The 19,240-nt window shown below is 73.0% G+C and carries 24 protein-coding genes; 17 read left to right on the plus strand and 7 right to left on the minus strand.

The window, feature by feature from the left end:
• Nucleotides 1–123: 123 nt before the first annotated feature.
• Nucleotides 124–1,044 carry an endonuclease/exonuclease/phosphatase family protein gene (locus tag ACQEU6_RS39960; protein ID WP_499338891.1) on the plus strand — a complete coding sequence of 307 codons (921 nt, stop codon included), beginning with the start codon at nt 124–126 and terminating at the stop codon, nt 1,042–1,044.
• A 139-nt stretch (nt 1,045–1,183) separates the two neighbouring features.
• Nucleotides 1,184–1,402 (plus strand): hypothetical protein, encoded by a 219-nt coding sequence (locus tag ACQEU6_RS39965; RefSeq protein ID WP_499338892.1) that lies wholly within the window; start codon nt 1,184–1,186, stop codon nt 1,400–1,402.
• A 63-nt stretch (nt 1,403–1,465) separates the two neighbouring features.
• On the opposite strand, the gene ACQEU6_RS39970 is transcribed toward ACQEU6_RS39965, so the two are convergent.
• The gene (locus tag ACQEU6_RS39970; RefSeq protein ID WP_499338893.1) at nt 1,466–2,266 is read right to left on the minus strand and encodes a UTRA domain-containing protein; all 801 of its coding nucleotides are present in this window, start codon (nt 2,264–2,266) and stop codon (nt 1,466–1,468) included.
• Nucleotides 2,267–2,582: 316 nt separating this feature from the next.
• On the opposite strand from ACQEU6_RS39970, the gene ACQEU6_RS39975 reads away from it, so the two are divergent.
• The 8 genes from ACQEU6_RS39975 (at nt 2,583) to ACQEU6_RS40010 (ending at nt 7,842) form a co-directional block, all read left to right on the plus strand.
• Nucleotides 2,583–2,960: a hypothetical protein gene (locus tag ACQEU6_RS39975; RefSeq protein WP_499338894.1), complete on the plus strand. Its 378-nt coding sequence runs from the start codon at nt 2,583–2,585 to the stop codon at nt 2,958–2,960.
• Entirely contained in the window at nt 2,960–3,607 is a 648-nt protein-coding gene (locus tag ACQEU6_RS39980; protein WP_499338895.1) for a hypothetical protein, read from the plus strand. The genes ACQEU6_RS39975 and ACQEU6_RS39980 overlap by 1 nt, the downstream gene beginning before the upstream one ends.
• A complete protein-coding gene (locus ACQEU6_RS39985) occupies nt 3,604–4,995 on the plus strand; it encodes an FtsK/SpoIIIE domain-containing protein (RefSeq protein ID WP_499338896.1) in 1,392 nt (463 codons plus the stop codon). The genes ACQEU6_RS39980 and ACQEU6_RS39985 overlap by 4 nt, the downstream gene beginning before the upstream one ends.
• A 161-nt stretch (nt 4,996–5,156) precedes the next feature.
• Entirely contained in the window at nt 5,157–5,480 is a 324-nt protein-coding gene (locus ACQEU6_RS39990; protein ID WP_499338897.1) for a hypothetical protein, read from the plus strand.
• A gap of 125 nt (nt 5,481–5,605) precedes the next feature.
• The gene (locus ACQEU6_RS39995) at nt 5,606–7,051 is read left to right on the plus strand and encodes a replication initiator (protein WP_499338898.1); all 1,446 of its coding nucleotides are present in this window, start codon (nt 5,606–5,608) and stop codon (nt 7,049–7,051) included.
• Nucleotides 7,044–7,268: a hypothetical protein gene (locus tag ACQEU6_RS40000; protein ID WP_499338899.1), complete on the plus strand. Its 225-nt coding sequence runs from the start codon at nt 7,044–7,046 to the stop codon at nt 7,266–7,268. Before ACQEU6_RS39995 ends, ACQEU6_RS40000 begins: the two co-directional genes overlap by 8 nt.
• Nucleotides 7,253–7,480 (plus strand): hypothetical protein, encoded by a 228-nt coding sequence (locus tag ACQEU6_RS40005; RefSeq protein WP_499338900.1) that lies wholly within the window; start codon nt 7,253–7,255, stop codon nt 7,478–7,480. The genes ACQEU6_RS40000 and ACQEU6_RS40005 overlap by 16 nt, the downstream gene beginning before the upstream one ends.
• A gap of 179 nt (nt 7,481–7,659) precedes the next feature.
• Nucleotides 7,660–7,842, plus strand: coding sequence for a hypothetical protein (locus ACQEU6_RS40010; protein WP_499338901.1), 183 nt, complete (start codon nt 7,660–7,662; stop codon nt 7,840–7,842).
• A gap of 71 nt (nt 7,843–7,913) precedes the next feature.
• Here ACQEU6_RS40010 and ACQEU6_RS40015 read toward each other — a convergent pair whose 3' ends face one another.
• A complete protein-coding gene (locus ACQEU6_RS40015) occupies nt 7,914–9,392 on the minus strand; it encodes a recombinase family protein (protein ID WP_499338902.1) in 1,479 nt (492 codons plus the stop codon).
• A gap of 53 nt (nt 9,393–9,445) precedes the next feature.
• Between ACQEU6_RS40015 and ACQEU6_RS40020 the strand changes: the two genes are divergently transcribed.
• The 5 genes from ACQEU6_RS40020 (at nt 9,446) to ACQEU6_RS40040 (ending at nt 13,312) form a co-directional block, all read left to right on the plus strand.
• Nucleotides 9,446–9,991 (plus strand): ABC transporter ATP-binding protein, encoded by a 546-nt coding sequence (locus ACQEU6_RS40020; RefSeq protein ID WP_499340499.1) that lies wholly within the window; start codon nt 9,446–9,448, stop codon nt 9,989–9,991.
• A complete protein-coding gene (locus tag ACQEU6_RS40025) occupies nt 9,991–10,746 on the plus strand; it encodes a hypothetical protein (protein ID WP_499338903.1) in 756 nt (251 codons plus the stop codon). Before ACQEU6_RS40020 ends, ACQEU6_RS40025 begins: the two co-directional genes overlap by 1 nt.
• Nucleotides 10,740–11,987 (plus strand): hypothetical protein, encoded by a 1,248-nt coding sequence (locus tag ACQEU6_RS40030; RefSeq protein WP_499338904.1) that lies wholly within the window; start codon nt 10,740–10,742, stop codon nt 11,985–11,987. The genes ACQEU6_RS40025 and ACQEU6_RS40030 overlap by 7 nt, the downstream gene beginning before the upstream one ends.
• Before the next feature lie 175 nt (nt 11,988–12,162).
• Nucleotides 12,163–12,369 (plus strand): hypothetical protein, encoded by a 207-nt coding sequence (locus tag ACQEU6_RS40035; RefSeq protein WP_499338905.1) that lies wholly within the window; start codon nt 12,163–12,165, stop codon nt 12,367–12,369.
• A 142-nt stretch (nt 12,370–12,511) separates the two neighbouring features.
• On the plus strand, nt 12,512–13,312 hold the full coding sequence (locus ACQEU6_RS40040; protein WP_499338906.1) for a methyltransferase domain-containing protein: 801 nt from the start codon (nt 12,512–12,514) through the stop codon (nt 13,310–13,312).
• Nucleotides 13,313–13,337: 25 nt separating this feature from the next.
• On the opposite strand, the gene ACQEU6_RS40045 is transcribed toward ACQEU6_RS40040, so the two are convergent.
• From ACQEU6_RS40045 to ACQEU6_RS40060, 4 genes are all read right to left on the minus strand, one after another.
• Nucleotides 13,338–14,990 carry an acetolactate synthase large subunit gene (locus ACQEU6_RS40045; RefSeq protein WP_499338907.1) on the minus strand — a complete coding sequence of 551 codons (1,653 nt, stop codon included), beginning with the start codon at nt 14,988–14,990 and terminating at the stop codon, nt 13,338–13,340.
• A gap of 97 nt (nt 14,991–15,087) precedes the next feature.
• Nucleotides 15,088–16,107 carry an LLM class F420-dependent oxidoreductase gene (locus ACQEU6_RS40050; RefSeq protein WP_499338908.1) on the minus strand — a complete coding sequence of 340 codons (1,020 nt, stop codon included), beginning with the start codon at nt 16,105–16,107 and terminating at the stop codon, nt 15,088–15,090.
• A gap of 139 nt (nt 16,108–16,246) precedes the next feature.
• Entirely contained in the window at nt 16,247–16,447 is a 201-nt protein-coding gene (locus ACQEU6_RS40055) for a DUF397 domain-containing protein (RefSeq protein WP_499338909.1), read from the minus strand.
• Nucleotides 16,444–17,289, minus strand: coding sequence for a helix-turn-helix domain-containing protein (locus ACQEU6_RS40060; protein WP_499338910.1), 846 nt, complete (start codon nt 17,287–17,289; stop codon nt 16,444–16,446). The genes ACQEU6_RS40055 and ACQEU6_RS40060 overlap by 4 nt, the downstream gene beginning before the upstream one ends.
• A 202-nt stretch (nt 17,290–17,491) precedes the next feature.
• On the opposite strand from ACQEU6_RS40060, the gene ACQEU6_RS40065 reads away from it, so the two are divergent.
• Nucleotides 17,492–18,004 carry an ATP-binding protein gene (locus tag ACQEU6_RS40065; RefSeq protein ID WP_499338911.1) on the plus strand — a complete coding sequence of 171 codons (513 nt, stop codon included), beginning with the start codon at nt 17,492–17,494 and terminating at the stop codon, nt 18,002–18,004.
• On the opposite strand, the gene ACQEU6_RS40070 is transcribed toward ACQEU6_RS40065, so the two are convergent.
• Complete coding sequence (locus ACQEU6_RS40070) at nt 18,001–18,627, minus strand: TetR/AcrR family transcriptional regulator (RefSeq protein WP_499338912.1); 627 nt, start codon at nt 18,625–18,627, stop codon at nt 18,001–18,003. The two genes, ACQEU6_RS40065 and ACQEU6_RS40070, sit on opposite strands and share 4 nt — an antisense overlap.
• Nucleotides 18,628–18,759: 132 nt before the next feature.
• Between ACQEU6_RS40070 and ACQEU6_RS40075 the strand changes: the two genes are divergently transcribed.
• Entirely contained in the window at nt 18,760–19,239 is a 480-nt protein-coding gene (locus ACQEU6_RS40075; RefSeq protein WP_499338913.1) for a hypothetical protein, read from the plus strand.
• The last annotated feature ends 1 nt before the right edge of the window (nt 19,240 follow it).

The raw sequence follows: 19,240 nt of genomic DNA on the forward strand, positions 1-19,240 counted from the left end.
CGGGGGCCGCTGCCCGGCTCGGGCCTGAACGGTCGCGGGGTCTTGTTGGGGTGTCGGTGTGGGTGACGGGTCGCCCTTTGTGGTGGCCGGGAAGGAACGGGCTGCGCGATGACGGAGCTTCGGATGAGCTATGTGAATGTCGAGCACGGCGGCAGGGCGGCGGCGGGGTATTCGGGGTACTCCGGTGACGGCGGCCTGTTCGACTTCGGCCGGGTGACCGGGATGCTGCATGACGGTGACTGGCCTGATGTGCTGGTGGTGGGTGAGGGCGACCGGTACGAGCTGAACGGGATGGAGGGCGCGCACGAGGCGGCGGCGGCGCTGCGTGAGGCGGGCGGCCCGGCCTACGTGCCGTATCCGTGTTCGCTTCCGCGTGAGGGCGGGATGTTCGCGCCGGTGATCTACGTGGATCCGGGCAAGGTGGTGGTGCGCCGGTTCTTCGGTCATCGGCTGCCGGACTTCGCCTCCCGCAACCGCAACCTGATGGTGTTCACCCTGCCGGGCCGTCGTGACCCGGTGCGGCTGGTGGCCTGGCACGGCGACATCTACAGCGGGGATGACCGGCTGGCCGACGCGCGCCGGTTCGACCGGTTCTCGGCTCCGGGCATTCCGTGCGCGCTGCTGGGCGATTGGAACACCGTCCCCAGCGGCCCCCACTTCGAACCGGCCGACATGAACACGCCGGGTGTGCACAACCCGCGCCAGATCAACTACCGCGTCCAGTGGAAGGGCGGGTCTTCCCTTGCGGGGCCGCACGTGTACGACACGCGGGCGCTGGACGCGTTGTGCGGCTGGTGGAACCCCTCGACGCAGCGGCGGGAGGGCGGGCTGGGGTTCAGCCATTCGGCGGAGTTGGCGGGGGACTACACCCCGACGCAGGTCGAGCGGCCCAATGGACGCCAGTGCCTGCCGATTGACGCGATCTTGCTGAACGAGCCTCTGGCCGCCGCGTATGTGGCGGGCTCCTACCGCGTTCACGACTTCCGCGACCCTCAGCGGCCCGACTCCGACCACAAGCGGATCTCGCTCACGGTCGACATCTGATCCGACCTGGCGGGTCGGTCCCGTGCGGCGGGGCAAGCGGGTTCATCGAGGAGAAGGCGAGTGGGTCATGGGTCGGCGTAGGCGTGCGCAGAGTTGGGGCGGCCGGGGTGCCAGCGGGCGGCGGGTGGATCGGGCTGCGGTGTGCGGTAAGAGGGCGTTCGCGACGCGGGAGGACGCCGAGGCGGAGATGCGGTGGAAGCTGGCGCGCAAGGACAACGCGGACGGGTTCGCGCGGTTGCCTTCGCGGGTTCAGGAGTGCGAGAACTGCGACGCGTTCCACATCACGGGGGCGACGGCCAAGCCCGCTCCGGCGGGGAAGCTGCGGCGGCGGCGTCAGGGCGGGGGCGGCTGGAAGTAGCGGCGCGGGGCCCGGCCCGTGCCCTGCCCGGTGCGGGTGGTGGTGCGGGTCGGGTCCGGTCGGTCAGGTGAGCGGGATGTCGGTCTGAATGGTGGTGGCTTCGGGCCAGACCGACACGGTGTGGTCGATGGGGATGCCGTGGGCGTCGGCGGTGGTGGTGGCGCGGGTGAGTGCGTAGGTGCCGGGCGGGAGTTGCAGGGCGGCGTCCCATGGGGTCGCGGGCCGGGTGCTGATGCGGACGGCGGCGGTTGCGGGCTCCCGGGGGGTGTAGTCGGTGAGGTTCTCCATCCAGGTGCCTGGTAGCGGGTCGGGGTGGGTGAGCGTGCCGTGCTCGGCCACGCCGGGGATGTAGCTGGTGCGTAGCTCTAAGGGGAGTCGGCCGGTGGGGTCGGTGATCAGGCGGCGGCGGACTAGCACGGGCAGGCCGGGGCCGTCCATGTGCAGGGCTGCGGCGACGTCGGCGGGGGCCGGTTCGTAGGCGACGGACAGGATGCGGACGGCCGACAACTCGGCGGGGATGTCGGAGCCGATGGCGATGGTGTGTGCGGGGCGGGGCAGCGAGAGCGGGTCGGGTTCCTGGTCGGGGGCCGCGCTGGCTGCGGGGCTGGCTGCGGGGTCGGCGGGTTGGTCGGGGGCGGGGCCGGGCTGGGTGTGTTGAGCTTGGTCCGGCGGGGCGTGTGAAGCTTGGTACGGGAAGGGCGGCGGACCGCCTCCGGCGATGCGTGGGGCGGGTCCTCCGGTGGAGGTGTACCCGCGTGTTCCCCCGGGCTCGGCCCATCCTTCGTCAGTGAGCAGCGCCAATACTCTGCGGCTGGTGCGGGCCGACACCTTCCATGTCTGCTGAATCTCAGCATTGGTCGGCATTCGGGCTCCGCGCGGGTAGTGCCCTTCGACGACGGCCCGCACGATGGCATTTCGGATGACTTCCACGAGTTGGGGAGATCCTCCGGAATGGCCGGTCTCCTCGTTAAACGTTTTCTTCTGACCCATTGTGGTCACCCCTTCGGGGTTGTTACGTGTTGTGACCAGCACCTTTGCGTTTAGTAACTCCTTCTCCTGACAGCCTAGCGTGCCGAGTTCGGTACGGCGATGTTTACAGGTCTCTCCACATAGGGACACTGTTGTCATGACTCGTACCGTCTTCGGTACGGACGGCGGGATTCTCGGGAACGGGGGAAGTGTGCAGTTTCAGATCGTGATGGAGTCGCTGCGGTTTCTGGTGGCGGACATGCCCGAGCAGCGCAAGGTCTTCGAGTCGGGTGAGTTGCGGACGGACGACCAGGGGCGGCCGTTGTTCCAAGTGCGGCTGCTGGCGATGGACGGCGAGCAGAGCGCGCCGATCAAGGTGGGCCTGGTCGGCGACCCTGGCCTGACGCAGGGGACGTTCGTGATCCCGGCGGGTCTGACGCTCAACGTCGTGGACAGGAAGGGGGACTCGGTGACGTGGTGGACGGCCGAGCGTCTGGAGGCGGTCCCGATGCCGGGAGGCCCGGGAGGTCCGGGTGGCTCGGACGGGGGCGGCCGGGCGGTTCGCGGGTCCGGTAAGGGGGGCGAGTGATGCCGGTACCGGGTCGGGGGTCGGCCTGGCGGCTGGGGGGTCTGCTGGGCGGCGGGGTTGCCGGGGGGCGCTGCGGCGGCGACCTCCCGGCGGATGCGTCGGTGGCGCTCGGCGCGGTCGATCGGGCGTGGGACTTCGGTGAGTGCTCGTACGTGATCGGCCTGGGGGTGTCGGGGCCGGTGCGGGTGCACTACACCCTGTCGGAGCCGCTGGGGCCGACGTGGCTGCGGCTGGTGGAGGTGGGCGAGCGGCGGCGGCGTCAGGTGCTGGGTGCGGCGCTGGGGTGCGGGCTGCTGGCCGACGCGCCGCCCCCGCGCAGTCCTGGCAAGGCGGGCCGGTGGCTGCATGTGGCGGGCCATGGGCGGACGGCGTGGACGGACCTTCCGCCCGACCGGCGGGTCGGCGGGGTGCCGGTCGCGGACCTGGTGGCGGGGCTGGTGCCGCGCAAGGTGTGGCGGGAACTGCACGTGCGGCGTCAGGAGGCGTGGCAGGAGTGGGCGCGGTCGGCGTCACGCGCGGGCGGCCCGGACGATGCGGCGGGCCCTGGCGGTGCGGGAGGCGCTGGCAGTGCGGGGGGTCGCCGGGTGCCTGAACAGGGTGAGGGGTGGCCGGGTGCGCGGAGCGGCGGGGGGCGTGGTGCCTGGTGAGCCGTGAGCAGCGCTGGCACGGGGTGACGGCGCGGGGGCAGGTGGGTTTGCCTCCGGTGCTCCAGCGGCCGGACCTTCCGGTGCGGGCTCGGCTGACGGTCGGGTCGGCGCTGCTGCTGTGGGTGGTGCGGCCGTCGTGGCTGTGGCGGCGTGAGCTGGGCGCGCTGGCGGTACTGGCGGGGGCCGCTCTGGTGGGGTGGCTGGGCTGGGGCTGGGCCGGTGCGGTGTGCGGTCCGGCTGAGCTGGTGGTCGCGGTCGCCGGGTTCCCGTGGCTGCGGGTGCGGGCGGTGCGGTCGTGGCGGCGGGCGCGGCTGCGGCGGCACTGGGACCGTGCGTGCCGGTTCGCCGGGCTCACCACCCTCAACGACCGGATACCCCGGATCAGACGGGACCGGCGGGTTCCGGCGGGTGACCGGCTGCTGGTGCGGGTTCCGCGCGGGGCGACGGTGGCTGAGTTGGAGTCCGAACGCGAACGGGTGGCGGCGGTGCTGCGGGTCCGTGAGGTGCGCGTGGGCCGGGACCTCAAGCGGGCCGACCTGGCGCATGTGGACGTGGTTCGCCTCGACCCGTTCGCGGGGTCGGCCGCGCCGCTGCGGTGGCCGTGGGCCGATGGGGCGGCGCGCTCGCTGGGTGACCCGGTGCCCCTGGGCGTGGACGACATGGGTGATCCGGTGGCGGTGCGGCTGCCCGGCAAGCACGTGCTGTTCGGCGGGGAACCCGAAAGCGGCAAGTCGGCGGCGCTGTCGCTGGTGCTGGCGGCGGGGGCTCTGGACCCTGCGGCGCAGATCTGGGGGTGGGACGCCAAACGGGTGGAACTGGGGCTGTGGCGGCCGGTCATGACGAGGTTCGCGACCAACGACATGGAGGAGGCGATAGCGCAGCAAGAGGATCTGCAAGCGGAGATGGACCGGCGGTATGAGGTGCTGGAGGACCAGGGGCGGCGGGCCCTGCTGCCGGGTGAAGCGCCGGTGATCCTGGCGGTGATCGACGAGATGCGGTTCTACACCGCCAGCACCAACAGCAAGGCGGCCAAGCGTTTCAACGCGCTGGGTGAGGATGTGGCGGCCCGGGGGCGGGCGGCGCTGATCGTCCAGGTGGCGGCGACGCAGAAACCGGCGGGTGCGGTGGTGCCGACGGGGTGGCGTGACCTGATGGCGCTTCGGTGGGCGATGCGGTGCGCCACCCGGGACGCCTCCGACACGATCCTTGGCGCGGGGATGGCCACGGCTGGCTACGACGCGTCCACGATCGATATCGGGACGCGGGGTGTGGGGCTGCTGTACGCCGAGGGCGGGGTGCCTCGGCGGGTGCGGTCGTACTACCTGGACGACGCGGCGATCCGGGGGATCGTGCGGCGCGGGGTCGCGCTGCGGCAAGCGGCGGCCTGAGAGCGCCTCAAGCTCAACTCTTCTCAACCAACCATTTCGGGCCTCGCGCGGCGGGGTCGGCGGGAGCGTGCCCGCCGTGCGGGGCCCGGTTCTTCTCCTGTAGGGGGCGATGCGCGATGGCAGAGGGATCGGCGGAAGTAGCGGAGGAAGGACCGGCGGGGGTGTCTGCGGACCTGGCGGGCCGGGTGTGTCCGTGCGCGGCGGCGGTGGCGGGCCGGGTGTATCCGGTGGCTCGTCCGGCGGGCCCGGTGGACGACGTGTTCTCGGCGGCGCTGGTACGTGAAGTCGGTGACGTACTGGAGGTCGCGGGGTTCCCGCCCGTGGAGGACGACTCCCCCGACTGGTACGCGCTGTCGTGGTGTCTGTGGCGGTTCGTGTACGGGTACGGCGGGCGCGGACGTCACAGCGCGGGGACGGCGGATGCGGCGGGCCCGGACGGCGGGGACGGCGCGGACGGTGGCGGCGATCAGGTGTCGCTGTGGTGAGTGGAGGCCGGCGGACATGGCCGCAGGCCACCCCGAAGGGGCGACCGCAGGGAGTTCGGCCGGCGTCCGCGTCCGGGGTCCGCTATGCCCGGCCGGGGCGGCATCTGAGTCCTGTGCTGGCGGGGATGGCGGCGCGGGTCGGCGATGCGGACAAGTGGCGGGCGTGGTCGCGTCAGGTGGCGCACACGGGGCACTGCTCGCGGCCGGTGCGGGTGCGGGGCGGGGTGACGGCGGCGGACACGCGGACCGGTGAGGTCCGGGCCGAATGGTCCTCGGACGGGGAGCCGGACGGGATGTTGCTGCTGGCGTGCGGGGACCGGCGGGCGGCGGTGTGCCCGTCGTGCTCGCGGACGTACCGGCACGACACTTACCGCCTGATTGAGGCGGGCCTGCGGGGGCGTGCGCCGCGTCTGGCGGGGCGGGTGGATGCGGTTCCGGCGAGTGTGGCGGGGCATCCGGCGGTGCTGGCGACCTTCACCGCGCCCTCGTTCGGGGCGGTGCATCGGGTGAGCGGGGATGGTCCGTGCCGGGCGCGGGTGGGCGCGTTGGTGTGCGTTCATGCGGTGCGGCGGTGGTGCGACGCGAGGCACGGCGCGGGCGATGCGCTGGTGGGGCGTGCGCTGTGCTGGGACTGCTACGACTACCGGGGTCACGTGCTGTGGCATGCGGCGGTGCCTGAGCTGTGGCGGCGGACGGTGATCTACCTGTACCGGGCGCTGGCGCGGATCGGGTCGGATCGGACCGGGGTGCCGGTGACGGTGCGGGCGGTGCGTTCGCTGCTGCGGGTCTCCTACGTGAAGGTGGCCGAGTACCAGCGGCGCGGCGCGGTCCACCTGCACGCGGTGATCCGCCTGGACGGGGTGGACGGCGGGGAGCGGTCGGCGGTGGTGGCTCCCCCTGCCTGGGCCGACGCGGCGGCGCTGGAGGCGGCCATCAGAGAAGCGGCCCGGCGGGTCACGGTGCCGCTCCCGGACGTGGGGGCGCGCGTGGGGCCGGTGGCGCGGTGGGGCGGGCAGCTGGACGTGTCGCCGGTGGCTGACCCTGCCCGCGCTGCGGGGTATCTGGCCAAGTACGCGACCAAGACGGCGGGCGACACCTTCGGCGGGCTGCCCCCGCGCCGGTTCACCATCCGCGAGTCGGGCCGGGTGCTGCGGCGGGTCGACAACCCGCATGTGGGGCTGCTGGTGACGGCGTGCCTGCGGCTGGCCGAGCTTCCGGAGTGCGCGCGGTGGCGGCTGGCCGAACACGTCCACACCCTCGGGTTCGCGGGGCACTTCGCGACCAAGAGCCGCTGGTACTCGGTCACCCGGGCCACCCTCGGCGCGGTCCGGCGGGCCTGGCGCACGGGCGGGGACGCCAGCGGGCGGGATGAGCGGGCGGGGCCGGACCCGTGGGCGGACGCCGAACACGACGAGGGGGCGGTGCTGCTGCGCGACTGGCGGTACGTGGGGACGGGGTGGGCCCGGCTGGGGGATGCGGACCTGGCGGCGAGCCTGGCGCGCGATCACGAGGCGGCGCGGGCCCACGCCGATATCGCCTCGGTCATGCGGTGGGAGGCGGCGGATGGCTGACGTGCTGCTGAACGTGGTTGTGATGGTGGCGGTGCTGGCGGTGCTGCCCCGCCTGGTGCGGCTCGCCTCGGGTGGTCGGGGGCGGATGGTGATCCGGTTCCGGGTCCCGTTGCGGCACCGGTACCCGCGCCTGTTCTGGTCGCTGGTGTGGTTCGGGCTGCTGGTGGTGCTCCCGCTGGCCTGGCTCGGAAGCTCGTGCGGATGGTGGGGGTCGTGAGGGAGGCCAAGAACGTGGCGAAGGTGAAGGCGGCGAGCGAAACAGGGCGACGGGTCTGCACGGGGGCGGTTTGCCCGGTGGCGCGGCGGGGGGCGCGTAGGAGGCTGCGGGCGCGGTGGTTCCGGGTGTGCGGGGCGGTGCTGGTGCTGCTGGCGGTGGCGGGCCTGGTGGCGCTGATGGCGGCTCCGCTGCTGCTGGCGCTCACCCGGTAAGGCTGGTGCGGCCCTGTCCGCCTGGTTCGGCCTGCGGGACGGAGCGCGGGGGCGCGGGCAGGGTCGCACCCGGCAAGGCGCGCCGCGTAGCGGCTCCTTCCCAAGGGTGGTGGGTGGGGGTTTGTGGGACGGTGCGCGGCAACAGACCTGGACCATGATCATCTAGCTGGGGCGGGGTGATGGCGGCAAGCGACGGGGGCTCGGGGACCGGACGGGACGGCGACGGGGAAGACACCGATGCGGGCGCGGCGGCGGATGGTGAGGATCTGGCCGGGCACATTCGGGCGGTGGTGGACGGGTTGGGGCCGTTGACCACTGAGCAGGGAGACGTGTTGGCGCTGCTGTTCCGCGCTGACCGGTGACACAACGGGTGAGGTCCCGCCGGTGCTGGTCGACCGGCGGGACCTCGGCGTGTGCGGGGCCGCTGTGGGCGCTAGGCGGCCCTGGCGGGCTGGGAGCGGTGGCAATGGACGCGGTGGCGGGCCGGGACATTGCGGTGTCCGGATCCCACGGGCTTGATGGTGACCGCCATCAGGGCGCGCAGAGCGGCGCGGCGCTCTCCCAGGGACAGGGCGTCCCATGCGCGGGCCACGTCCTCGGCGTCGATCAGCGGGGCCAGCGGCGACACTTGGGCGGTGGCGGCAATCTGCTCCTCGACCTCGCTGATCTTGGCGCGGCGGCTCTCGGTCTGAAGCAGGTACTGGGAGCGGGTGATCCGGTCGGCCTCCCGGTCGGCTGCGATCTCCTCCAGCCGTTCCCGGTGCACGGCCAGTTGCGCGTAAAGCTCGGCGGCGCTGGGGCCGCTGCTGGCGGGCGTGACGAGCTTGACGGCGTCGGGGCGCGAAAGCCGCTCGATGACCACAAGACGTACGTAGGCGTCCGCGTCGGCGGCGCTGATGCGCACGTGCCCTTTGCCGCGCTCCTGGCACCGGTAGATCGGGTAGCGGTTGTTCCCGGTGGCCTTGCTGCCGCGCATCACGCCCCCGCACGGGCACTGGTAGATGCCGCTGCCCAGCCACTTGGGGGCGGGGCCGGTGGTGGTCGTGCGGTCCGGGTCGGTGAGCTTCGCGACGATCGCGCGCCATGCGTCCTCGGGCAGGATGGGCGCCCATGGCGCGGTGGCCATGATCTCCTCATCGGAGTAGATCCCGCGCGGGCGGTCGGGGGTCTTGGCCGGGCGGTGCACCATGAAACCGGCGTTGCGGGGCCGCAACAGCACGGAGCGGACGGTGGAGGTCTGCCAGCGGCGGCCGTCGGTGGTCGGCGTCTGGTCCTTGCGCAAGTCGGCTGCGATGGCGCGCAGCGACACCCCCGACAGCAGCGCATACCCCACGCGTATGATCACCGCTGCCTCGGCAGGCCGGACCGTGACCCCGTCGGGCTCGAACCCATAAGGGCGCTTGCCTCCCCCGTACTTGCCCTGCCGGGCCTGGCGGGCGCGGGCGGCGCTCACCCGTTCGGCGCGGTGCTCGGACTCGTACCGGGCAATGGCGCACAGCTGACGCGCGACCATGCGGCCGGTGGGGGTGGCCAGATCGATCGGACCGGCCTTGACGGTCTCGGTGACGATCCCGCGCGGCTCCACAACGTTGATGTAGTCCTCAAGCTCGGTGTTGGACCGGTGAAGCCGGTCGGTGTGCCAAGCCACAACACGCTGGGCCTTCCCGGCGGCCAGGTCTGCCAGCATCCGCTGATACCCCGGGCGCGGCTTGCCGGAGTAGGCGGACACGTCGTTGTCCACATAGGCCGCGCCGACGACGGTGTACCCGGACCGCTCGGCCAGCGTCCGGCACTGGCGCTCCTGCTCCGCCACGCCCAGACCTGCACCCTCCTTGTCCCGCGAGATCCGGACGTAGATCACTGCACGCGGGCTCATCGCCGTACCCTCCGTCTTGCCGTTTCCGCTGGTCATACCCTTATTGTTCCCGCTAAAAGTGTCACTATCCCAAGTTCGGGAAGTCGACGCTGCTGCACTGCCTCGCCGGGATCATGAAGCCGGACGCGGGGGAGGTGCGCCTGCTCGGCCAGCGGATCGACACGCTCGGCGAGCGCTCCCGCAGCGCGCTGCGCCGGAGCCGGTTCGGCTTCGTGTTCCAGTTCGGGCAGCTGCTTCCCGAGCTGCCCGCCGTGGAGAACGTCGCGCTGCCGCTGATGCTGAACGGCGCCTCCAGGCGGGAGGCGGTGCGCGCCGCGCGGGCCTGGTTCCGGCCCCTCGGACTGGACGGGCTGGAGCACCGGCGGCCCGGAGAGCTGTCGGGCGGCCAGGCGCAGCGCGTGGCGATCGCCCGCGCGCTCGTGCCCCTCCCGGCCGTCGTGTTCGCCGACGAGCCGACGGGCGCGCTCGACCAGGCGACCGGCCACGACACCATGCGGCTGCTCGTGGACGCCACCAAGCGCAACGGCGCGTCCCTGGTCGTCGTCACCCACGACCCGTCGGTGGCGGCCTGGTGCGACCGCGTCGTGGAGGTCCGCGACGGCCGTGTCCGGCCGCCGCTGGAGAGGACGGCCTGATGCGCACGGCAGCGGAGCTCTCCTGGCGCCTGCTGAAAGGCGGCGGCAGGAACGACGTGCTGGGCACGCTCCTGACCCTTGCCGCCGTGGCCGTCTCCACCGGGCTGCTGCTGTTCGCGGTGGGCGCCGACCACGCGTTCCTCCAGCGCGCCCACGCCGACGCCTGGCGGCATCCGGGGAAGGCGGCCGCGGACCCCTCCATGATCGAGGCGCTGTCGACCGACTACGTCCGGGGGAAGCCGATCACGGTCGTCGACCTGGCCGCGCTGAACGGCGACGCCCCGGCCCCGCCCGGAATGACCCGCTTCCCGAAGCCCGGCGAGGTGTGGACGTCGCCCGCCCTGGCCCGCCTGATGCGGGACCTGCCCGCCGACCGGCTCGCCGGGCGGTTCCCGTCCCGGGCGGGCACCCTCGGGCGTGGTGCGCTCGTCCATCCCGGGGAGCTCGTCGCGGTGGTCGGGCGCACCCCGGACGACCCGGCCATGACCGCCGGCCGGGGCGCCGTCGAGCATCTCGGGACGACCGGCGGCCCGTCGCGCATCGACCGGTTCGCGACCGGCGCGTCCTGGTCGGCGGGCGTCTACCTGCTGCTCGCGGGCCTGGCGTCGGTGCTGATGGTCGTGCCGCTGCTGGTGTTCGGCAGCGCCGCCGCCCGGCTCACCGTGGCCCGCCGCGACGGCCGGCTCGCGGCGCTGCGGCTGGTCGGCGCCACCCCGGCCAGGTCGTCGCGATCACCGCGACCGAGGCCGTGCTGACGGCCGTCGCGGGCGCGGCGGCCGGGCTCGCGCTGTACGCGGCGGCGGTGCCGGCGCTCGCCCGGATCACGATCGGCGGGGGCGGCTGGTTCGCCGGCGACCTGTGGCCGGGCCCGCTCGCGCTCGCGGGCCTGCTCGCGGCGGTGCCCGTGCTCGTCGGCGCCAGCGCCGTGGCCGGCCTGCGCCGCGTGGTCGTCAGCCCGCTCGGCGTCGCGCGCCGCGAGACCCCGCCCGGCATGCGGGCCGTCCGGATCGTCGCGCTGCTCGCCGTCGTGGTCGCCTTCGGCGCGGTGGGCGGCGGCCTGGCCGACATGGGCCGCGCGGGCATGATCGCTCTGATGGTCTTCCTCGTGCTCGCCTTTCTCACGATCAACTTCGCGGGCCCGTGGGTGGTGGCGGTCATCGGCCACGTGACGGCCGCCACGGCGCGCGGCCCGGCCCGGCTGCTCGCCGGGCGCCGCCTCGTGGACGACCCGCGCTCGGCCTGGCGGACGGTCGCCGGCGTCGCGCTGACCGGCTTCGTCGCCGGGTTCCTCGCCCTGCTGAACGCCCACCCCTCCGCAGGCGAGCCGCGGGACGAGCTGAGGCTGGCCGTCCCGTACGAGCGGTCCGCCGCCGTCGCCGAGCGGGCGAGGGGCAGGCTCGCCGGACTCGACGCGGGGGTCTCGGTGCGCAGGGTCGAGACGAGGGACGGCCCGCCCGCCTCCGGCGTCCGCGTCACCGCGACCGGCGTCGTGACGATCACCGTCCACGGCGGGCCCGCCGCCGTCGACCGGACCCGCACCGCACTGACCGGGCTCGTCCCGGGCCGGGCCGCCACCACCCCGGCCGACGACGAGGCGACCGGCGACCTCCTGGTGGCCGACCTGCGGACCGGCGCGCTGACCGTCCTCGCCGTCTCGTTCCTGGTGGGCATCACGAGCGCGGGCATCACCGGGGCTTCCGCCGTCCTGGACCGCAGGCGGACGTACGCGATGCTGCGCCTCGCCGGCACGCCGCTGTCCGTCCTGGACCGGGCACGCCGCGCGGAGACGCTGATCCCGCTCGCGGTCATGGGCGGCGGCTCGCTGCTGACGGGACTGCTCTTCGGCCTGCCGTTCGCCCAGGGGTTCGGGTTCTCCGGTCTGGAGGGCCTCGCGGGGTTCGTCGTCCTCGGCTTCGGCGGCGTCCTCGGCGCGAGCGCGCTGAGCCGCCCGCTGTTGCGCTCCGTGACCTCGGACCCGGCCCCGCGCCCCGACTAGCTCGAATAAGGGTTCGAGAATGTCAGACCCTCCGCGTAGCGTTGACCTTGTGATTTGGGAGACATCGGGAACACCTGTCGAACCAGATCGCTTTCAACGACGTACCTAGGGGTATGTGACAGACGGTGGTGCCCGCACAGGCGCGGCCCACCGGTCGAAGGAAGGGGCGTTGGCAGTGAGCGCAGCGACCGGCACGTTCCATCTCACCCACCCGCGGCTGGACGGGCCCGCCGAGCGGACCGTCGTGGAGCCGTGGCTCACCGACCTCTCCCATGCGGCGCTGAACGCCTACGCCGAGACCGCGCCCCCGCTCGCGGCGGTCGAGGCCCTGCCGGTGCGCCCGCAGCCCCTCCCCGCCCGCCGCGTCGCCGTGGCGGCCTGACCAGAATCGTCCGGAAGGGACCGAGGCCGGCGCCTCGGTCCCTTTCTCATGATCCGAGCATCTCATATATTGATACACATTTCTCAAAATCTGAGAAACGGCCGTACGGTGGGGGCACACCGGAACCAGAGAGGTGACCCCGATGAACGCGAAGGCGACCTACACCCACGGCCACCACGAGAGCGTCCTGAGCGCGCACCAGTGGCGCACGGTCGAGAACTCCGCCGCCTACCTGATCGAGCACCTGCGGCCCGGGCTGTCGGTACTGGACGTCGGCTGCGGACCGGGCACCATCACCGCCGGGATCGCCGAACGCGTCGCGCCGGGCCGCGTCGTCGCCGCCGACTCGGCCGGGACCGTCCTCGACGAGGCCCGCGGGAACACCGCCTCGCTGGGCAACGTCGAGTTCGAGGTCGCCGACGTCCACGCCCTGGACCACCCCGACGGCACGTTCGACGTCGTCCACGCCCACCAGGTCGTCCAGCACGTCGGCGACCCCGTCGGGGCGCTGCGGGAGATGCGCCGCGTGGCCAGGCCCGGGGGGATCGTCGCCGTGCGCGAGGCCGACTTCGGCACCATGGCCTGGTACCCGGACCCGCCCGGCATGGACGCCTGGCTGCCGATCTACTACAGGGTCGCGCGCGGCAACGGCGGCGAGCCCGACGCCGGCCGCCGCCTCGTCTCCTGGGCGCGCGCCGCCGGGTTCACCGACGTCACCGCGTCCGCCTCGGCGTGGTGCTACGCCACCCCGGGGGAGCGCGAGTGGTGGAGCGAGTCCTGGGGCGGCCGCATGGTCAGGTCGTCGGTCGCCGACCACGCCGTCGCCGGCGGCCACGCCACCCGCGCCGAACTCCGGCGCGTCTACGAGGGCTGGAAGGCGTGGGCCGCCGCCGAGGACGGCTGGTACTCCGTCACCCACGGCGAGATCATCTGCCGCGTGTGACGGCCGCCCCCACCCGCGCCGGGTGTCAGAAGGGGTCGGTGAGCTCGCCGAGCTTGTCGGTCAGCCGCAGGTTGTGGGAGTAGTCGACCGGGACGGTGATGACGGAGACCGCGTCGTCGGCGAGGGCCTTGCGGAGGGTCGGCAGCAGCTCGGCGGCCGACTCGACGCGGTACCCGCGGGCGCCGAAGCTCTCGGCGTACCGGACGAAGTCGGGGTTGCCGAACCGGATGTTCGAGCTGCGCCCGAGGTCGAGGTCCATCTTCCACCCGATCAGCCCGTAGGCGGAGTCCTCCCAGATCAGCACGGTGATCGGGATGTTCTCCCGGACGGCCGTCTCCAGCTCCTGGGAGTTCATCAGGAACGCGCCGTCCCCGGTCGCCGCCAGGACCCTGCGGTCCGGGTGCGCGAGCTTGGCGGCGATCGCGCCGGGGACGGAGAAGCCCATCGACGACAGGCCGTTGGAGACCAGCAGCGTGTTCGGCTCGTAGGTCGGGTACATGCGCGCCATCCACATCTTCACCGCGCCGGTGTCGGCCAGGACGATGTCGCCGCGGCCCATGGCGGCGCGGACGTCGGCGACGATGCGGCGGGGGGAGAGCGGGTGGCCGTCCTCGGTCGCGCCCTCGGCCAGCTCCTCCTGGAGCATCCGCCGGATCCCGCGGCCCGTCCCGTTCACGTCGAAGCGGCGGTGGACCGAGTCGGCGAGGGCGCGCAGCGACCGGGAGACGTCGCCCTGGATGCCGACCTCCACCGGGTAGTGGTCGTCGACCTCGGCGGGCGACTGGTGGATGTGGATGATCTTCTTGTCCGCGTTCGGGTTGATCTTGACGGGGTCGAACTCCTGGAGCTCGTAGCCGACGGCGATCAGGACGTCCGCCTCGTCCATCCCGAAGTTGACGTAGTCGTGGCGCATGAAGCCGACCGCGCCGAGCGCGTTGCGGTGGTCGTCGGGGAAGACGCCCTTGCCGTTGAACGTGGTGGCGACCGGCAGGCCGAGGCGCTCGGAGAAGTACACCAGGGCGTCGCTCGCGCGGGCGCGGGTGGCGCCGTGGCCGGCCAGGACGACCGGCCGCCGGGCGAGGGCGATCACGTCGGCGGCGCGGGCGATCTGGGACGCGGAGGGCTCCTGCGCGCGCACGACGTTCACCGGCAGGGGAGCGAGGCCGGCGGGGACCTCGGCCGACTCGACGTCCTCCGGGATCGCCAGGTAGACGGCGCCGGGGCGCTCGGTCTGCGCCGTCTTGAACGCCTTGCGCACCATCTCGGGCAGGGCCTCGGCCCGCGGCGCCAGCTCCGACCACTTGGTGATCGGCCGGAACAGGGACACCAGGTCGACGATCTGGTGCGACTCCTTGTAGATCCGGTCCAGCCCCACCTGGGCGGAGATCGCGACGACGGGCGTGCTGTTGGTGGTGGCGTCGGCGACGCCGAGCTGGAGGTTGATCGCGCCGGGGCCGAGCGTCGCGGAGGCCACCCCCGCCTTCCCGGTGAGGCGGCCGTAGATCTCCGCCATGAACGCGGCGCCCTGCTCGTGCCGGACGAGGACGTAGCGGATCGGCGAGTCGTTCAGCGCGTCCACGAAGTGGATGTTCTCCTCGCCCGGGATGCCGAAGACGTACTCGACGCCCTCCGCCTCAAGGGTCCTGACGAGAAGCCGGGCGGCGTCCTGCGTGGACATCGTGTGTCCCATCTCCAGTCTGCGTCTTTCCTGGGTGCCTTCCGTGCAGCGCCCGGGTCCCTGCCTCCATTCCGCGCGATGATGTGTTCTCGATCTCTCAGGAGTCGGCCATCTCCTTGATGGCGCGCAGCGTCGGCTCGTCCCCGACCCCGGCGATCAGCAGGGTGGTGACCGGGCTGTCCCGCCACAGCCGCAGCCTCTCCTTGATCCGCCCGAGCGGGCCCAGGAGGGAGATCGCGTCGGCCAGCCCGTCCGGCACGGCCCTGATCGCCTCGTCCCGGCGGCCGCTCAGGAACAGCTCCTGGACGCGTCCCGCCTCCTCCGCGTAGCCGAGCCGGCCGATCAGGTCGAGGTGGAAGTTGCGGTCCTTGGCGCCCATCCCGCCGATGTAGAAGGCGAGCGGGATCTTGGCGAACTCCAGCGCCGCCGCCAGGTCGTCGGTGACGATCGTGGTGACGGTCGCGGCGATCTCGAAGCCCTCCGGGCGCCCGGCCAGCGACCCGCCGAAGACGGGCTCGATCTGCTCGGGGTCGACGAACAGCGGCAGCCAGCCCTGCGCGGTCTCGGCCGACAGCGCGACGTTCTTCGGCCCCTCCGCGCCCAGGTAGACGGGGATCTCCGGGCGGAGGGGGTGGGCGATCGACTTCAGCGGCTTGCCGAGGCCCGACCCGCCGGGATAGGGCAGCGGGTAGTGCGGGCCCTCGCTGGTGACCGGCTCCTCGCGGCGCCACACCTGGCGGACGATGTCGAGGTACTCGCGGGTGCGGGCGAGGGGTTTCGGGAACGGCTGCCCGTACCAGCCCTCCACGACCTGCGGTCCGGACGCGCCGAGCCCGAGGATCACGCGCCCGCCGGACAGGGCGTCCAGGGTGAGCGCGTGCATCGCGGTGGCCGCCGGGGTCCGCGCCGACATCTGGACGACGGCCGTGCCCAGCTTGATCCGGGACGTGCGGGCGCCGTACCAGGCCAGGGTGGTGAACGCGTCCGAGCCGTACGCCTCGGCGGTGAACACCGAGTCGTAGCCGCAGCGCTCGGCGGCCAGGACCGTCTCGGTCTGGTCCTCGGGGTCGCGCTGCCAGTAGCCGACGTTGATGCCGAGCTTGAGTTCCGCGGTCACGTTGCACCCTCCGGTAGTCGACGCACCGGCGATACTAGAACACGTTCTAGTTTCTCGGAAGGGGCGTCCGGGGCCGCGGCGGGGCCGGGGTACGGCGAGGGGCCGCGGCGAACCTCGCCGCGGCCCCGTCGACCGGTCGCTAGCTCTCCCTGATCTCGTCCAGCAGGCCCCGCCAGGCCGCCGGCGTCAGCACCAGGGCCGGGCCGGAGGGGTCCTTGGAGTCGCGCACCGCGCGCAGGTCGCTGGACAGGGGGGCTACCTCGACGCATTGGTCTCCGCTTCCGCTGCGGGACGACTTGCGCCAGACGGCCAGGGTGAGTTCGCGCTGGAGGTGGGTCACAGGCTGCTCCTTGCTGCCTTGGCTATGAGGCGCGCGGACTCCTCGGGGGACAGGGCTCGCTTCATGATCCGTTCGAAGCGATCCCTATGTTTTGCTATTTCCTCGGCGCTCTCGAGGTAAACGTCGCCCATAGTGCCCTCGACGTAGGCGATATCGGGGTCTGCGGGGTCGGGATACGACAATATGGTGAAACGTCCGTCCAGGCCCGCATGCGCCGCTGCCGTGTAGGGGAGTACCTGGATCGTCACGGATGCCCGAGTCTCGGCGGCGGCGGCGAGGGCGTTCAGCTGGGCCCGCATCACCTCCTCGCCGCCGATCGGGCGGTGCAGCACCGCCTCGTCGAAGATCACCTGGAGGCGCGGCGCGTCGGCGCGGTCCAGCAGTGCCTGGCGGATCTTGCGGGCGGCGATGCGGCGCTCGATCTCCTCGTCGGAGGGCAGCAGCCGGCCCGCCGTGATCACCGCGCGGGAGTAGTCCTCGGTCTGCAGCAGCCCGTGCACGAGCTGCGGGTCCCAGGTGCGGATGTGCGAGGCCTCGTCCTCCAGCGCGACATAGCTGCCCGCGAAGACGTCCTGGTAGGCGGTCCACCAGCCGCGCTGACCGGCCTGCCGGGCCAGGGTGATGAGCGCGTCGCGGTCCGGGCTCGGCACGCCGTACAGGTCGAGGATGTCGGCGATGTCGCCGGGCTTGGGGCGGGTCTGGCTGGTCTCCAGCCGGGAGACGGTGGCTCTCGACCAGTCGAGCCGGTCCGCCACTTCCTGCAGTGTCAGGCCCTGCTCCTCGCGCAGCTTGCGGAGCTCCCTGGCGAGGCGGCGGCCACGGACGGTGGGGCGGTAGGTCATGGGAGTGGAGTCTTTATCACTCCCGGCGCCTGTCACAACGCGATTGACGAACCCGGCAGGAAGGTCAGAGCAATTCCATGAAGGGTGTTGCGATTGTGAGAATCTCAGGAGACTCTTGGTTCCGTGATCGGTCGTGAACTGACAGTGACGACCGGTCACCCCGCCCGCCCGTCACACTCGCACCAGTTTCGCGGGAGGAACCGTGAAGACCACGCCAGCCGACCTGACGGCGGAGACCATGGCCGACGCTCTGGCGGGCGGTGAATCCGCCCGGGGCGACGGTGTGCCCGGGTGGGTGTGGGCCCTGCCGGGCGGCCCCGGAGGCGCCGGGCACGCCCGCCGCGTCCTGCGCGACGCGCTCGCCTCCCTCGGCGTGCCGCCGGACGGGGCCGCCGACGCCCGGCTCATGGTGAGCGAGCTGGCCACCAACGCCCACCAGCACGCCGGCGAGCACGGCCCGCACGAGCTGTGGCTCTACATGGGGGACGGGACGGCGTGCGAACTGCGGTGCGCCGTCTTCGACACCTACGCCGACGTCGGCCTGCCGGGGTACTCCTGGACGTCCGGCGACTGCGGGCGCGGGCTCAGCATCGTCCACGAGCTGTCCCGCGGACGCTGGGGCCTGCGGCGGACCCTCTCCCGCCTCGGGCCGCCCGTCCGCGGCAAGGCCGTCTGGTTCGCCATCCCCGGCACCATCGACACGCTGCCCGGTTAGCCCGTTCCGGCCTGCGACCGGTCCTCCCTGGTGCCCTCCAGGGCAGGGCCGATGTCGCTGACCAGCGCGAGCAGCGACCGGGTGAGCAGCATGCGCACCTGGTCGCGGTCGAGCGTCTTCTCCTGGAGCCACTGGCGCGTCGCCGCGTCCGCGAGGCCGGAGTAGGCGCGCAGCACGGCGCGCAGCGTCTCGGTCGGCTCCGCCACGCGCAGCACCGCCAGCATGTGCTCGACCGTCTCGTCCCGGAACCGGTTGACGATGCGCAGGAGTTCGGGGTCCTGCCCGAAGCCCTCGGCGTCGAGCGCGGCGAACCACGTGGTCGCGTTGCGCTCGGCGGTGCCGAGGAACAGGTCGACGAGGAGCTCGACGGCCTCGGGCAGGGCCAGCCGCCCGTCCGGCGGCGGGGCCTGCATCGCGGCCGAGGCCGTCAGCCCCTGGACGACCTTGAGGAACAGCTCCCGCTTCGTCCCGAAGTAGTAGTGGATCAGGCCGCGCTGCACGCCGGTCTCCCGCGCGATCGCGGCCGTGGACACCTCGGCGTACGGCAGCTCGGTGAACATCCGCCGCGCGACGTCCAGGATCTGGGCGCGCCGCTCGTCCGGGGACAGGCGCTGGTAGCTCACCGCGACAGCCTATTCTGTGGGCGGCCGGCGCCGTACGGCCGCGGCCGATCCGGCTCTCGTCGGCGTGCCTCGGCGCCGCGCCGACGGCGCCTCCGGGAAGCTCGTCGCCGACGACCAGGAGGGACGGCACAGGTGACCGCTGCGGAGAAGACGCTCGTGATGTACGGAGACGGCGCGCGGGAGGCCGCGCGCCGGATGCTGCCGAAGCTGCCGGACGCGTGCTTCGTCCCGATCGCGGCGGAGCGGCTGCGGGAGGCGGTCGGGGACGGGCTCGCCCAGGTCGTCATGGTCGCCCGCATGCAGGAGCAGGCGGCCTTCCTCGGCGGAGCCGCCGGCCTGCTGGAATCGATCACGCTGGACATGGACTGCGGGCCCGCCCTGGCGGGCCGGGTGGCTCAGGCCGCGGCCGTCCAGGACGTCTACGAGCTGTGGGACGCCGCGGGCAAGCTCGGCCCGTGCGGGCGCGAGCTGTGCCGCAGGACGGCCGGGGGCCTCGAACGCCTCGCCGCCGAGGCGGACGGGGCCGCCGCCAGTCCGGTCGCGGCCCAGGTGGTGCTCCTGGACGCGCCGGGAGAGCGAATGGTCGGCATGTTCGGGCGGATGGCCCGATAGC

The sequence above is a fragment of the Spirillospora sp. CA-108201 genome (assembly GCF_050936235.1).
Classification (GTDB): Bacteria; Actinomycetota; Actinomycetes; order Streptosporangiales; family Streptosporangiaceae; genus Spirillospora.

What these genes read in the sequence shown, in the direction of transcription:
- ACQEU6_RS39960 (WP_499338891.1), top strand. Translation starts at nt 124, where the DNA reads ATGAGCTATGTGAATGTCGAGCACGGCGGCAGGGCGGCGGCGGGGTAT.
- ACQEU6_RS39970 (WP_499338893.1), bottom strand. Translation starts at nt 2,266, where the DNA reads ATGCCGACCAATGCTGAGATTCAGCAGACATGGAAGGTGTCGGCCCGC.
- ACQEU6_RS39980 (WP_499338895.1), top strand. Translation starts at nt 2,960, where the DNA reads ATGCCGGTACCGGGTCGGGGGTCGGCCTGGCGGCTGGGGGGTCTGCTG.
- ACQEU6_RS39995 (WP_499338898.1), top strand. Translation starts at nt 5,606, where the DNA reads ATGGCGGCGCGGGTCGGCGATGCGGACAAGTGGCGGGCGTGGTCGCGT.
- ACQEU6_RS40000 (WP_499338899.1), top strand. Translation starts at nt 7,044, where the DNA reads ATGGCTGACGTGCTGCTGAACGTGGTTGTGATGGTGGCGGTGCTGGCG.
- ACQEU6_RS40005 (WP_499338900.1), top strand. Translation starts at nt 7,253, where the DNA reads ATGGTGGGGGTCGTGAGGGAGGCCAAGAACGTGGCGAAGGTGAAGGCG.
- ACQEU6_RS40010 (WP_499338901.1), top strand. Translation starts at nt 7,660, where the DNA reads ATGGCGGCAAGCGACGGGGGCTCGGGGACCGGACGGGACGGCGACGGG.
- ACQEU6_RS40015 (WP_499338902.1), bottom strand. Translation starts at nt 9,392, where the DNA reads ATGACCAGCGGAAACGGCAAGACGGAGGGTACGGCGATGAGCCCGCGT.
- ACQEU6_RS40025 (WP_499338903.1), top strand. Translation starts at nt 9,991, where the DNA reads ATGCGCACGGCAGCGGAGCTCTCCTGGCGCCTGCTGAAAGGCGGCGGC.
- ACQEU6_RS40040 (WP_499338906.1), top strand. Translation starts at nt 12,512, where the DNA reads ATGAACGCGAAGGCGACCTACACCCACGGCCACCACGAGAGCGTCCTG.
- ACQEU6_RS40045 (WP_499338907.1), bottom strand. Translation starts at nt 14,990, where the DNA reads ATGTCCACGCAGGACGCCGCCCGGCTTCTCGTCAGGACCCTTGAGGCG.
- ACQEU6_RS40060 (WP_499338910.1), bottom strand. Translation starts at nt 17,289, where the DNA reads ATGACCTACCGCCCCACCGTCCGTGGCCGCCGCCTCGCCAGGGAGCTC.